Origin of the sequence: Bradyrhizobium erythrophlei (assembly GCF_900129425.1) — a bacterium.
Lineage (GTDB): Bacteria > Pseudomonadota > Alphaproteobacteria > Rhizobiales > Xanthobacteraceae > Bradyrhizobium > Bradyrhizobium erythrophlei_C.
On record NZ_LT670817.1, the window covers coordinates 5818739 to 5832642 of the forward strand.

14 protein-coding genes are annotated in these 13904 nt (G+C 60.4%); 4 read left to right on the forward strand and 10 right to left on the reverse strand.

Going from position 1 to position 13904, the window contains the following annotated elements; all coding sequences use genetic code 11:
• Positions 1–22: 22 nt before the first annotated feature.
• The 7 genes from B5527_RS27920 to B5527_RS27950 are packed head-to-tail and all read right to left on the reverse strand — an operon-like array spanning position 23 to position 8046.
• Entirely contained in the window at positions 23–1015 is a 993-nt protein-coding gene (locus B5527_RS27920) for an oligopeptide/dipeptide ABC transporter ATP-binding protein (protein ID WP_079604392.1), read from the reverse strand.
• Positions 1012–2001 (reverse strand): ABC transporter ATP-binding protein, encoded by a 990-nt coding sequence (locus B5527_RS27925; protein WP_172842685.1) that lies wholly within the window; start codon positions 1999–2001, stop codon positions 1012–1014. The genes B5527_RS27920 and B5527_RS27925 overlap by 4 nt, the downstream gene beginning before the upstream one ends.
• Complete coding sequence (locus tag B5527_RS27930; RefSeq protein ID WP_172842686.1) at positions 1998–2837, reverse strand: ABC transporter permease; 840 nt, start codon at positions 2835–2837, stop codon at positions 1998–2000. Before B5527_RS27930 ends, B5527_RS27925 begins: the two co-directional genes overlap by 4 nt.
• 13 nt (positions 2838–2850) lie before the next feature.
• Complete coding sequence (locus tag B5527_RS27935; protein ID WP_079604395.1) at positions 2851–3861, reverse strand: ABC transporter permease; 1011 nt, start codon at positions 3859–3861, stop codon at positions 2851–2853.
• 31 nt (positions 3862–3892) lie between these two features.
• Positions 3893–5482 carry an ABC transporter substrate-binding protein gene (locus B5527_RS27940; RefSeq protein ID WP_154072566.1) on the reverse strand — a complete coding sequence of 530 codons (1590 nt, stop codon included), beginning with the start codon at positions 5480–5482 and terminating at the stop codon, positions 3893–3895.
• Between the two features lie 41 nt (positions 5483–5523).
• A complete protein-coding gene (locus B5527_RS27945; RefSeq protein WP_172842687.1) occupies positions 5524–6261 on the reverse strand; it encodes an aspartate/glutamate racemase family protein in 738 nt (245 codons plus the stop codon).
• 12 nt (positions 6262–6273) lie between these two features.
• Positions 6274–8046, reverse strand: coding sequence for a M28 family peptidase (locus B5527_RS27950; RefSeq protein ID WP_079604398.1), 1773 nt, complete (start codon positions 8044–8046; stop codon positions 6274–6276).
• 97 nt (positions 8047–8143) lie between these two features.
• On the opposite strand from B5527_RS27950, the gene B5527_RS27955 reads away from it, so the two are divergent.
• The 4 genes from B5527_RS27955 to B5527_RS47835 all read left to right on the forward strand — a co-directional run bounded on the left by B5527_RS27955 (position 8144) and on the right by B5527_RS47835 (position 11121).
• Positions 8144–8827 (forward strand): GntR family transcriptional regulator, encoded by a 684-nt coding sequence (locus tag B5527_RS27955; RefSeq protein ID WP_172842688.1) that lies wholly within the window; start codon positions 8144–8146, stop codon positions 8825–8827.
• A 95-nt stretch (positions 8828–8922) separates the two neighbouring features.
• Complete coding sequence (locus tag B5527_RS27960) at positions 8923–9906, forward strand: NADPH:quinone reductase (protein ID WP_079604400.1); 984 nt, start codon at positions 8923–8925, stop codon at positions 9904–9906.
• Between the two features lie 339 nt (positions 9907–10245).
• A complete protein-coding gene (locus B5527_RS45815; RefSeq protein WP_197689220.1) occupies positions 10246–10824 on the forward strand; it encodes a hypothetical protein in 579 nt (192 codons plus the stop codon).
• Between the two features lie 12 nt (positions 10825–10836).
• Positions 10837–11121, forward strand: a complete 285-nt coding sequence (locus B5527_RS47835; protein ID WP_197689221.1) for an integrase core domain-containing protein — start codon at positions 10837–10839, stop codon at positions 11119–11121.
• A 221-nt stretch (positions 11122–11342) separates the two neighbouring features.
• Here B5527_RS47835 and B5527_RS27975 read toward each other — a convergent pair whose 3' ends face one another.
• The 3 genes from B5527_RS27975 to B5527_RS27985 all read right to left on the reverse strand — a co-directional run bounded on the left by B5527_RS27975 (position 11343) and on the right by B5527_RS27985 (position 13789).
• A complete protein-coding gene (locus B5527_RS27975) occupies positions 11343–11744 on the reverse strand; it encodes a hypothetical protein (protein ID WP_079604401.1) in 402 nt (133 codons plus the stop codon).
• A gap of 121 nt (positions 11745–11865) precedes the next feature.
• Entirely contained in the window at positions 11866–12765 is a 900-nt protein-coding gene (locus B5527_RS27980; RefSeq protein WP_079604402.1) for a DUF6538 domain-containing protein, read from the reverse strand.
• A 334-nt stretch (positions 12766–13099) separates the two neighbouring features.
• Positions 13100–13789, reverse strand: a complete 690-nt coding sequence (locus tag B5527_RS27985) for a hypothetical protein (RefSeq protein ID WP_079604403.1) — start codon at positions 13787–13789, stop codon at positions 13100–13102.
• Positions 13790–13904 lie beyond the last annotated feature (115 nt).

Here is a 13904-nt window from a genome sequence, read left to right on the forward strand (position 1 = left end):
AGCCAAGTCTCCGTTCTCTGATTTATGCAACGGTTCCGATTTCGCTCAGCCGCACACACGCGGCCATATGCTCGTCGCTCACGAAAGCCAGAGCTGGCCTTGCCTCCGCGCATTTCGAAACCGCAAATGCGCAACGCGTCTGGAAGACGCAGCCGGTTCTTTCTGTCGTCGCAGACGGCGGGTCTCCTGGCAGCGCCGGCGCATCGTGCAGCGACCCCGGCTCCAGCTTCGGCACCGCGGCCAAAAGCGCCCGCGTGTACGGATGCTGCGGCCGCACGAAGATTTCCTCGGTCGGCCCCATCTCGACAATGCGGCCGAGGTACATGATGGCCACCCGTTCGCACATGCGCTTCACCACCGATAAATCGTGGCTGACGAACAAGTAAGTGAGTCCGAGCCGTTTGCGAAGACCGTCAAGCACGCCCAGTACCGTTGCCTGAACTGAAAGATCGAGTCCCGAGGTGGGCTCGTCCAGAATGACAATATGCGGGCTCAGTACGAGAATGCGCGCGAGCCCCACCCGGCGCTGCTGTCCGCCGGAAAGCTCATGCGGATAACGACTCCGGAAGCTCGAATCGAGCCCGACCGCCTCCAGCATTTCACCAACGCGTCGCCGCCGCTCGCCTCGATCGGTCACGTCATGGATGCGCAGCGCTTCATCGAGCGCGTGTCCGATGCTCCACCACGGATCGAGCGCCGCGCCGGGATCCTGATGCACGTACTGGATCGTGGCTCGCGCAGCCCGCGCCTCCCGAACTGACAGGCCCGACACCACCTGTCCGTCCAGCCGGACCGTTCCCGACGTCTCGCGGACCAGTCCAAGGATCGTCTTGGCAAGCGTGGTTTTTCCGCAGCCGGATTCACCGACGAGGCCAAGCGCCTGTCCGGCCTTGAGCGACAGACTCACGCCGTCGACCCCCCGCACCACCGGCCGGGGCTTTCCAAGCAGCCGCTTGCCGCCTCCGTACAGGGTGACAACGTCCTCGATTTCAAGCAACGCTCGCGCGTCCGTCATGCCGCGGCCTCCTCACCATACAGGACGCATTGAACATCCTGTTTGCCGGGGTGTTCGGTGCGCGGAGGAAGCGTGACGCTGCATTCGGCACGCGCGCTCGGGCAGCGCGGATGAAACCGGCATCCCGGCGGTGGACATAGCGGCGAGGACACCGCGCCGGGAATCCCGGCCAGCGCGGCCCCGCGGTCGGGATGACAGGCGAGCAGCATCCGGGTGTACGGATGCAGCGGTGCGGCAAGTATTTGCGATACCGACCCCGACTCGACCGTCTGGCCCGCATACATCACCGTCACCGTATCGCAGAGCTGAGCGACCACGCCGAAGTCGTGCGTCACAAATAGCATGGAAAGCCCCCGTTCCTCGGTCAGCCCGCGCAACAATTTGAGAATCTGCATTTGCGTCGTTACGTCGAGCGCGGTGGTCGGTTCGTCGGCGAGGACGATGGCGGGCGATGATGCGAGTGCGGCAGCGATCAGGAGCCTCTGGCGCTGACCTCCGGAGAATTGATGCGGATAGCGATCGAGCGCGCGCTCGGGATCCGGGAGCTGCACGGATTTCAGCAATGAGATGATATTGGCCTTGTCGCCATCATGCCCCCCGGAGCCGGGTTTCGACCGTGACGTTTCGAGCAGTTGCGTGCCGACCCGGAAGACCGGGTTGAATGCCTGGTAAGGATCCTGCGGAATGAATCCGATCTGACCGCCGCGAACCTCGCTCTGGAGTGTCACCGCCGGCAGCGAGAGCAGATCGCGTTCGCCCAGCAGGATCTTGCCATCGGTGGCACGCCCCCGCGTGGGCAGGATGCCGAGGATTGCGCGCATCAGTGTCGACTTCCCGCAACCGGACTCTCCCACCACGCCATGAATGGAGCCCGGCATCAGCGCCAGATTCGCCCGGTCAAGAATCCTCGCCTCCCCCTCATCGGTGCCGACCGACACCGAGAGGTTACGAACTTCGAGCAGGGGCGCCGCCGTGTTTTGCATCATCGCGAACGCCTCAGCCGGGGATCGACGAGATCGCGCAATCCGTCGCCGAAAAGATTGAACCCGAGAACCGTGATCAAAATGCCGAGACCTGGAAACGTCACTGCCCACCATGATTGCGGCAGATATTCCCGTCCTTCCGCAATAGCCAAACCCCAATCGGGACTCGGCTGTGTGGCACCGATACCGAGGAAACCCAGAACAGCCGTCGTCATGATCGTAAAACCCATGCCGATGGTTGCCCGCACAATCACGGCCGAGGCGACGTTCGGCAGCACGTGCACGAAAAGGATGCGGGAGGTCGAAGCGCCCAATCCCCGTTGTGCTTCAATGAATAGCGCACTTCGCAGACGCCGGACTTCGCCGTAGACGGTACGACAGAAGAACGGCCAGTAGGTCAGCGCCAGCGCCGCCATGGCGCTCTCCAGTCCGCGTCCCATGAGTTGCGCGACGGCAAGTGCGAGGATGAGCTGCGGCACGGCCAGGAACACGTCCGTCAAACGCATCAGCAGCTGGCTTCCCCAGCCATCGGAATAGCCCGCATAAAGTCCGGCAGGCACGCCGATGCCGATGGCGAGCGCAACAACCGTCAGCGCCACTTCCAACGCACCGTGCGTGCCCATGATCACGCGCGCGAACACGTCGCGCCCGAGGCTGTCGGTTCCGAACCAGAACTCCGCGGACGGCGGCTTCAGGCGCGAGATCAGATCGCCGTCATAGACCATGTCGAGATTAGGCACGATCAACTGCGAAAAGATCGCAACCAGGCAGACGGTCACGATAATGAGGAGTCCCAGAACCGCGGGTACGTCTCGCAGGAACTTCCTTAGGATCAGCATCTCGGACGCTTCCCTAGAGCTTTTCAACCACGCGAGGATCGAGCCAGGCATGCACGACGTCGACAAGGATGTTGACGATGGAATAAATCAGGCCGACGACCAAAGTCACCGCAAGAACCGCCTTGTAGTCCGAAGTCAGGATCGCGTTCACCGCATATGAACCGACTCCGGGCCAGTCGAAAATCGACTCCACGGCCACCGCGCTGGAAATCAACCCACCGAACAGCAGTCCGATCTGGGTCGTCGCTCCCACCACGGAATTGCGCAGAACGTAAACCCAGATGATGCGACGCCGGGTATATCCGGCGGCCTCGGCATAGTGGACGAATTCCTTCTGCATGGTTTCAAGCACGCCCGCGCGCGTGAACCGTGAGATCGATGCCAGCCCGCCCAGCGACAGCGTGAGCGCCGGCATCAGAATGTGGGTGCACGCTTGACCGAACAAATCGAATCGCAGCGTCAGCAGACTATCGATCAGATAGAGACCCGTGAGGTGAGTGGGAGGCGGCAGCCCGACCGGAAAGCGCCCGCGCAGCGGCAGCCAGTCGAGTTCCATGGAGAAGATTGTCTGCAGGATGATCGCGAACCAGAACGACGCGATCGCTAGTCCCGCCACGGTGACCACGCGCATGGCGTGGTCGAACAACGAGTTGTGCCAGACTGCCGCCATCGTCCCGAGGGGAATGCCGACGCAGGCCGCGAAGATCAATGAAACGAACGTCAGCTCGATCGTCGCAGGAAGGCGTTCGGCGATATCCCGGACGACAGGCCGATTGGAGATGATCGAGTTGCCGAGGTCACCGCTTCCGGCCTGCCCGACATAAATGACGAACTGCTTCCAGAGGGGTTCGTCGAAGCCATAGGCCTTCCGCACAGCAGCGATTTGAGCGGGCGTCGCATTTTCACCCGCGAGTGCCGCCGAGGGATCGTTCGGCAGCACGCGCAGCATGATAAATGTGAGTACAAGCAGTCCAAAGAGCGCCGGTATGGTCAATAGCAGGCGATGCAGGACGAAACGGATCATGGTTTCCCTTGAGCGCGCCTTCTGGCTCGCATCAACTCGTCAGCGACATGATGCGGAAATCCGCGCCCGATCCGATCGGCGTGAACCGGAAGCCGCGCAAACGGTTACTCAGACCGCGCAACTCGATCGCATTGTAGATCCAGATGTCGGCCGCATCCGCCACGACGAGGCGGGAAGCCTCTTCATAGAGCGCCCGCCGCTTGCTCTGATCGTCGAGACGCCGCGCCTCGCGGAGCAGAGTGTCGACCTTTTCGTTCTTGTACCAGCACGAGGCTTTCCAGGTACCGTGAAACTGGCTGTCGTACATCTGACCTATCCAGTTCTCCGGATCGATGAAATAGGACGAAACCCAATGCACCCACATATCGGGTGTAGTTTCAACTTTTGCCGTCGACGAAACGATTTGAGGCCAAAGGTTCGCAACTATCCTGAGATTTACGCCGACCTTGCGCAATCCTTGCTGAAGAATTTGCGCGGCCTGTGTGGTCTGGGCGAGATGCTGCTGAATGTGGATCTCGATTTCCCGGTCAACTGGCGCGCCTTCCGCCTTGGCTTTCGCAAGAAACTCTCTTGCGGTGTCGAGATTGAAGTCGTAGGGCGGCAAATCTTTTGGCGAGCCCCACAGATTGACCGGGATCGGGCCGGCGTTTCGAACAGCGTAGCCTTTCAGCACGCCATCGATAAAACCCTTGTAGTTGAACGCATGGCTCATCGCGAGGCGGAAATTCAGGTTATCGAACGGCGCCTTCTTGTTGTTCATGCGCAGCACCATGACACGCATGGATTGGTCTTTCGAAACAGTCGCGGTCTTCGACGCCAGCACGCGCTCAACCTGGTCGGGCGGCAGGTAGCTGTCGGTGCAGTCGACGTCACCCTTTATCAGCGCGTTGACGCGGGTCGTGGTCTCCAGAATGTTGCGCCGGCGCACGATCTCAATGGGCGACTTGTTATGGCCCCACCCCATGAAATGATCATGGTTGCGCTTCAGGTCGATCTGCTGCACTGGCTGATAGGTGGTGGGATCGAGGATATAAGATCCGGAACCGGCCGAGTTCGATGTGAGCCAGGCTTGTCCCCAGTCGTTATCCTTGGCCTTCGGCTCGATCACGCGGCGGTTGAGGATGGCCACCAGCGGCGTCGCCGCCAGGAACGGCGCATAAGGCCGCTTTAGCTTGAATACCACTGTGGTCGGATCGGGCGCCGTGATGCCGTTCGGGTCGAGGACGGTGAGGAATGCCGCGGCAGGTCCCTTCTTGACGTTTAGGAGACGATGGAAGGTCCAGACCACGTCCTCGGAGGTCAGCGGGCTGCCGTCGTGGAATTTGACCCCCTCGTGCAGCTTGAACGTTACGATCAGTCCGTCGTCGCTGACGGTGTGCCCGGTCGCGAGCCAGGGCACGAGCTTGGGCGGATTGTCCTGATTAACGTATAGCGTATCGTAAACGTTGATTATGTAGCCCTGCATTGGCACATCCGACAACGCGTGCGGATCGAGACTGCCGGGAAGGTCGTCGGCCCAAACGAGTTCATCGGGCCTGTGCTGAGCCAGCGCAACGCGGGCACCGACCAAGGCCGCCGTCACGGTCGCGCCGGTCCCCATCAAGAACGTTCTACGCTTCATCAGAGTCCTCCATCTGCCGTAGTCGCGCGGGACGACAGCAATCACGCGAGATAAGCCTTGTCAGGCGGAGACGGCCATGCCGTGCGGGAATGCGAAAGATTGAGATCGAGCAGGGTTTCCGTGGTTTTCAGCGCGGCAAGCACCGGACTGACGACTGGCACCGACAGCCGGTCCGACAATTCGCGTTCGACACCCATGAACGCCATGCTCATGCAGCCCATCACCAGAACGTCGGCACCGTCGTCGATGCAGCGGCGCCCCGTCTCGATGATCCGATCCCAGGCCGCATTCTCGCCATGGGTCAGATCGACGACGGAGACACCGACGCCGCGAATGCTCGCGAGCCGCTGCGTGAGACCTTGTCCCCTGAGTCGCGGCAGCGCGCGCTTGGCACCGCTGTCGAGCGGCGACAGGATCGAATAGCTTTCGCCGAGTTGCATGGCCAACGCTATTGCCGACTGCCCCGGGCCGACCACCGGCATCTTGACCGTCTCGCGTATGGCATCCAGTGCCGGATCCGAGAAGCAGCCGATGATACCGGCACTCGCGCCCTCGGCTTCAGCCTTCTGCATTCCACGCAGCAGATGCGGAGCCACCGTGACCACATCCCGCTCACTCTCGATCGAGGGATAGCCGGACGGCACGCTCTGCACCTTGATCTCGGTATTATCGGCGGCGTGGCGCTGGAGATAGTCCTGCCGCCGCAGGATCTCGGCCTGACCCAGTGTTTTTTCCATTGGCGAGACGAGCTGGTAAACAATGCGGCGACGGCTTGCCATGGACATACCCTGCTATTTCAGTTGCGCGAGCGCATCATCGATAATGGCCGTAGAGTCCTGAAGCGCATCGGCGACGCGATTGCGGGCACGCACCAGCTTCGTCTCGAGCATCCAGCGCTGCTCGCCGTCGGCAAGTCCGGACAACTCGCCGAGATCATACAGGCACGGAATCATCGTCGTTTGCGGCGTGTAGCCATATGGATCATGCCCATAGGTGCCAATAGCGGTCGACTGCAGCGGCACAAGGATACGCGACAGGCGCTTGATTGCTCCGTTCAACAGCACCGCGGCCTGCTCGGAGCCACGACCGCTCTTGAAACGCTCGGCCTCGGCGGCTGCAGCCTTGTCGATACTCGCGGCAGCGGCCGCAAATTTGTGTGCGCTTGCCTGCGCCCCATCGAGACCCACGGACCGTCCCGGCTCCATGAATTCCTCGAGCCGCGCGATGACCTGCTCGGCAACCGGCGTAAAGCGGAACGGCAGCACCGGCGCGGTCGTGAGCTCCCAGAGATATGCAGCGTACATACGAATATGTTCCTGCATCAGCGCCCAGTCCATCTTGTCAAGCCGGTTCTCGATCGAATGGTGCCACCAGCCGAGCGTCGCATTGGCGGTTGCTTTCAACTCGGCGTCGGTAAAAGCACCCTGCCCGGCGAACATCGGAATGCCGAGTCCGAAGAAGCTCGAGTCTCCCGACTTCACCGAACGCTTCCACTTGATCTTCTTGCTCAGAAGCCGCGTTTCGATTTCGGTATGAAACGTTTTGAGCTCGGCGTTCGAATGGGTCGCCCATTCCGTAGTGCCGATGAAAGCAGGCTGATCGATCTGCAGATAAGCTACGCAGTGGTTACGCAGGTCGTCCCAATTTCGATCGGCGTACCACGCGGACCCCGCCATGGTGCCGGTCTCATGCGCCGTCCAGAAACCAAAGGTCAGGCCGCGCCGGAGTTTGTCGCGATGCTTCATGAACACGCGCGCCAATTCCATCTTGCACGCGTTGCCCGCAGCATTGTCGGTCGCAGCTTCGCCTGGCCAGCTGTCCTGATGGCCGCCGACCAGCACGAAGTCGTCTTTTTCGAGCGAAGTCGAAGCAGGCGGCATTCTTGCGATCGTGATCTGCACGGGACGCCAGCCGTTCACGACATGGGTGCGGAACCAGACGCTGACGGGGCCCTTCTTCGCCATCTCGCGCAGCTTCAGTCCCACTGTGCGCGCAATTCCGATGCAGGGAATGGTGGGCATCTCGGTTTTGGCGTTTTCCGGGGTCGGATTTCCCCACACCGGCTTCACCGAACCGAACGGTACCGCTTCGTTTTCAGGCTGCCCCCAGTTCATCATGACGGCTCCGATGGCGCCTTTCATACCGGCGATCCGCTGCTTTTCGTGACGCGCAGGTGAATAGGACAACTCAGTCAGAATGATTTTGCCGCGGGCATCCTTGCCGGCGTAGTCGGAGAATGCGCCGCCGCCGACGTCGATGATCTCAGCCCGAATGCCATCGTCGGTTGTTTTCAGGCTGTGCCCCAGCGTGTTGGCCTGAATGGAAATCTCCGATGGAGCCTCGACCCGAAACTCCGCATGCTCTGGAAATGATACGATCGCCGGGAGCTCATGAATGACGGTGTCGGCGAGTCCGTTTTCCTTCATGGCATCGCGGCTGTACTCGGCCATCCGCTTGCCATTGGCGCTGCCCGCGGCGCGATGCGGTATTTCACGAACAATCTTTTCGATGTGATGGCGGATCCGGTCCGCTGATACTTCATTCAAAATAGCCGGATCGGACATTATTCCTCCAGTTTTCCCGGGTTTTACGCATTTTCAGTCTTCCTGTACGATAAACTGCTGTATGACAACATGTCAAATGACAGGGACGAGAGCGGCCATGACCAATGTTCTACGACTAACGGAGCATCCCCCGCTCCGCCGCGATCAGGCCTTTGAGCGACTGCGGGACGCGATAATCACCGGACATTTCTCACCCGGCGCGCGCTTGATCGAACGCGAGCTGTGCGAGGCCATGGGGGTCAGCCGGACATCCATTCGCGAGGTCCTTAGGCGCCTCGAGGCGGAACGACTGATCGAGGTCGAACCGCGGCGTGGCCCCATCGTCGCGCGGCTCAGTCCCAAGCAGGTCAAGGAAATCTACGAAGTTCGCGCGCTGCTCGAAGCGGCTGTGGTGCGCCGCTTCGCGCTTGAGGCGAGCGCTGAAGACATCGCCGAGCTGCGCCGCATCTATGACAGGTTGAGCATCGTACGTGAACAGGAAGACGTCGCGGCGATCGTCAGCACCACGCGGCGGTTCAGCGAGCACATGATGGGAATCGTCAATCACGAACTGATCAACGACATCCATCAAAAGCTCATCGCGCGGATCAGCGTCTCGCGCGTCTTTGCGATTTCTCTTCCTGGCCGGCTCCAGCAAAGCGCGCGCGAACTCGCCGTGGTCATGGACGCCATTGAACGACGAGATGCCGAAGGTGCGGCACAAAGCCTTATGATCTATGTACGCAACGCCGGAGACGCCGCCCTCAAGCACCTTGAGGCCACCTCGATCGTCAATGAATAACGTTCGGGGGGTAGCGGCCTCATGGCGGCATATACTCTTTGAACTTGTGAGAGCTGATCCCGCTGGAAAACGACGAACTCGTTGGGGAAAACGCAATGAAAGCCGTTTACTACGTCGACTACGGAGCCGCAAAGGACGTTCTCAGGGTTGGCGAATTGCCGACACCCGAGCCACAGGCCGGCGAGGTTTTAGTGCGAATGCGCTTCTCCGGAGTTAACCCTTCGGACTGCAAGCGGCGCCAAGGAGTACGAGACAGGCCAGGATATCCCCTCATCATCCCTCACAATGACGGCGCAGGAGTGGTTGAGAAGACCGGTCCCGGCGTTGATCCCAACCGTGTCGGTGAACGTGTTTGGATATGGAGCGGTCAACGGCACCGCGCACACGGTACGGGAGCCGAGTACATCGCGATCGCCAGCGCCAACGCGGTCAAACTCCCCGACAATGTCACGCTCGAACAAGGCGCCTGCCTCGGGGTGCCTGGTATGACTGCGTATGGATCGTTATTTGCCGACGGCGACATCAAGGGCCTTCGCGTACTCGTCACTGGCGGCGCAGGCGCCGTTGGACATTACGCAATCCAGCTGGCGAAGCTTGCCGGCGCAAGCCTAGTCCTCACCACAGTGAGCGGCGCGGCGAAGGCCGAGCACGCCAAAGGCGCCGGCGCCGATTTCATCTTGAACTATAAGACCGAAGACATCGCGTCCCGTGTGCTGGAACTGACGTCGGGAAATGGGGTGGACCGGATTTCAGAAGTGGACTTGGGCGTCAATTTGGCAACCACTATCCAGGTGATGGCCAACAACGCTTCAATCGGCGCCTATGGCTCCGAAGGGGAATATGAGCCGAGGTTTCCACTTCTTGCTTTCATCTTCAAGGATGTGAATATCAGATTTGTTCAATGCAGCCTGATGCCTCTATCTTTGCGTGAAGAAGGAACAAAGCGAATAACCCAGTGGTGCAGCGAGGGAAAGATGGTGCATGCCATTGGCCGCGTCTTCTCCCTAGACAAGGTAGCCGAAGCGCACGAGGCCGTGGAAACTGGATCGGTGATCGGAAACGTTCTGCTTGAGATTTGAAATCAGGTATCTCTGGCATTTTTGGCTGCACGACGTGTGACTCGATTTGTGCTGGGGACACGCCGGGGACGCAAATGTTCTTGGGCTGCCGATGCAAACTGGGGACCCGCGCGAGATGGGGCCGCTCCAACAACCTGTCCCTGTCGGAAACTCAATCTTGCTGGCAACTGCCATCGAATCGGGCGATGCTCCTGCCTTATGCGAGAGGTCTGTAGCCTAATTTGGTTGGCGTTGGTCGGAGCGTTCCGGTCGCGGGTCTCGCTTGAGGCTGAAAACACGATTTTGCGTCATCAGCTTAACGTGTTGCGGCGGAAATCGCCGAAACGGCCGACGTTCGGGATGCTGGACCGTCTGGTATTCGCCGGCTTGTATCGTTTGGCTCCGAAGGTGCTCGGCGCCTTGGCGATCGTGAAGCCGGAGACCGTGATTAAATGGCACCGAGCTGGCTTCCGATTATATTGGCGCTGCAAATCGAAAGCGCGGGGCGGCAGGCCAACAGTTCCGGTGGAGATGCGCAAGCTTATCCGCGAGATGAGCATTGCCAATCCGCTGTGGGGAGCGCCTCGGATCCATGGAGAGTTGCTTAAGCTCGGCGTCGATATCCGACACACCAGCGTGGCCAAGTACATGGTCAGGCGACGAGATCCGCCGTCCCAAGGCTGGAGGACATTCCTCCGCAATCACGCTGATGGGATCGCTGCGATGGACATGTTCGTAGTGCCGACAATCTCCTTTCGTTTGCTCTACGGTTTATTGATCATGGGGCATGGCCGGCGGCAGATCGTATGGCTCGGCGTCACAGCGCATCCGACCGCAGAATGGATTGCAAATCAGATTACGGAAGCTTTCGGCTGGGAAAAAGCTCCCCGCTATCTGATCCGCGATCGCGATCGGGCCTATGGCAATGTCTTCATCTGACGCCTTCGATCGATGGGCATTCGCGACCAACCAACGTCACCACGCTCCCCGTGGCACAATGGATGTGCCGAACGACTGATCGGTTCGATCCGACGGGAATGCCTTGACCACGTCGTCGTGCTCGGAGAGCGGCACCTCCGTCATATACTATTGTCTTACCTCAAATATTATAATGAGGTACGCACGCATCTATCCTTGGAGAAGGACGCGCCGATCTCGCGCGCTGTGGAACGGGCCGGACGCATTCTTTGTCGCCCAGTTCTTGGAGGGCTCCACCACCAATATGTCCGGATTTGATTTACGACAGGGACAGGCAGCCTTCCCTGTGAAGTCGTCAGGTCAGCCTCCAGATTGTTATTTTCGAGGCCTGCTCAGCGTTTACTCAAGTTACAGCCCGCACACTCGCGGAGTCACTAAATGACCCTTTCCACCGGAGGCTTCAGACAGGTCGTCGCCTTCCCGCCTGCTCCGATTGCTACCGGCTGGAGCGACCCTTGCCGGGAGGGACTTGCACCCTCTCAAGAACCGTGCCTTTCCACGGCACACGAGCTGCTGGTCGGCGAGAAAAGATCGGGAAATAGCAACTTGTACCCCAGCGCCTTAATCTCTTTCACGTAAGCTAGGAAGTTCAGCCGGATCGCTTCCGGATGCAGCGGAATGTTGCGCTGAGACTGGGCGTTCTTGATCCGCCTCCCTTCATTCTTGGCGATGTGCAGATAGGGAATCTCGCCGTTGTCGAAGATCACATCATCGACCATCGCACCACAGAGTTCCTCGCGGCGGCAGCCCGTGTAATAGATGAGGATCGGCACGAAATAGAGCGCGCAGTGGAAGATTTGTTGAGCGCCAATCGCGCCTGGCTCTTCAAGCGCGTCCCAACTCGCGCAATTGTTGAACGGAGCCGTCCGGTAGATCGCCATGGCGCGATCGATGGGCAGCTTGGGCCTTTCGTCGCGATCGCGGATATCCTTGTCACTCTTGGTGCGTTGCCCGCGTGCGCCTGGCGCAACGAATTCAGATCGTGGACGTCCCGGTCCTGAATCATAAACTTGACGAAAAGGTTCGAGATGCTCCTCGCCTGCCGCTGGGTCTTTTGGTCCCAGCGACCGTTTTGGCATTCAGCTTGATGAGTTCTTCGGCAAATTTTGAGAAGTCCGCGATCGGAGCGGCTTCCGGCTTTGGCGCGAGATCGGCCGTCGGGGGATCGCGATCGCGATCCTCGCGATCCACCGCAACCGATGAAACCTGCAGCCGTGGATCGCTCCTCGAAAGGAGGATGCGATCCACGAAGTCGCCATCCTCGACGCGCTGCCCTCCATAACGGCGGTCGATTTCGGCGAGTGCAAGCTTCAGTCCGCGGAAATAAGTTCCCTGCGCCACGTCGATGTTCGCCGCGGTCGGCGTGGCAGCTACTCCTTCGATCAGTTGGCGGAGGACGTGGTGCTTCGTCGGCACAAGTTCGTTGATCCGCAGCATGGCCAGATGATCCTGCACCGCCTCGACATCGGCTTCCGAGAGCCCGTCGGAGGCCATGCGGAGGCGGTCCTCCGGCCGTACGGCGGCGGCGGCGCCCTGGGCGTCGAGCAGGCTGTAGGTCCAGAGTGCCCGCTTGTCGGCCGAGCGCGCCAGACCCGGATCGAAGCCGGCCGCGTTCTTGGCTACGAGCGCCACCCGCTCCAGCTTGGTCAGATGCCGCTCCACGACAGCACCGAGCATTGTCTCGATTTGAGACCGTGACAGATGCAGGTCGGTGTTCTCGGCAAGCATCGCGGCGTCTTCCAGAGTGGCGTCGAGTTGGGCCGCCAGCCGACGCGCCAGTACCGGGCTCGTCGTTCTCAGGCTCATAAAAACATGCCGGCGCTTGAGAACCTTGGCAAGGGCGCGGGGCGTCCGACGCCGCCAATAGTAGGTCGCCTCGCGGCGAAAGATGTGGACAGCCATTGAAACGCACATCCCGTGCAGCAGGAATGTGTCGCAGAGCTGTGCATCAGCTCCCCAGCTAGGCCGGTTTCGTCAGCAATTTCTGGGTAAGAGGAGCTTCTGGCTGGGGCGGGAGGATACTGAGCCAGACCAAGGCCATGCTTATGCGTCTGAAATACCTCGGAAAATCCGAGCGACGCTCGGTGTTGTGTAGCAGCCCGGTGCGGCATACGCAACGTCGCGCTTGCTCCCGCGCGAGCGAACTGGAAACGTAACTTCCATCATCGCAAGACGCGCCGACGCATACAACACCGGCTTCACGACATCGGGCACGCGCCGTTTTGGCATGTCGCGGTCACGCGGGGCTTTCGGGCTCCGGCGGGCTCGCCGGCGGACGGCGCAACGGCAGGCCGCGGAAGAGCGTGGTCATGGCCGGCCTCACCACGCCCTGTTCAACCGGCTCGCCCTCACGGGTCGTCCTGGTCTCGAGTGCATACGGTTGAACCGCATCTTGCCCCTCGTCGACGCGAAGGGGGTCTGCAGCGCTTTCATGCGAAGGCGCGGGGGGATCTCCGGCATCGATCATCGGCTGCGGCGTAACCCTGTTTTTGAAGACGAGGTGCAGTCGCGCCAATTCCGCGCTCCCGACGCTGCCGGTCCAGCCGGCGGCCCGGCCGTTCCAGTGCAGCCCGCTCGCCTCGAGTATGGCGCGCCTTTCGGCGGTGGTGTTGCGGCTTAGTTTAACGAAAGTCTTGATGTTATCGTCTCGCTGACGATCGACAGCTTCCTCCGTCGCCGCGCTATCATCATCGTCATGCTCGACTTCATTCAACATCATCAAGCGGGCGAGCAGTTGCGAAACGGGCACTTGCGAAAGATCCAACCGGCCGACAGTCTCGCTCGCGACCTCCAGGATGCCCGTCCTGCGCGCCGCTTCCAGAGCTACGATCCTCGCCTTGATTCGGGCGCTCTGGTCGCGCAGCACAGCAAGTTCGACATCGATCCGTTCGAGTTGCTTGATGCGGTTGCGGTGTGGTGTGGTCATGTGGGTCCCTCCATCGACTGGTACGAAACCATGAACGATGGAAAGTTGAAACGGGCTTCTTCGGCGGTACGGTTCTGGCTCTCAACCTGGCCGGCGGCGCTCAATATACAAAATG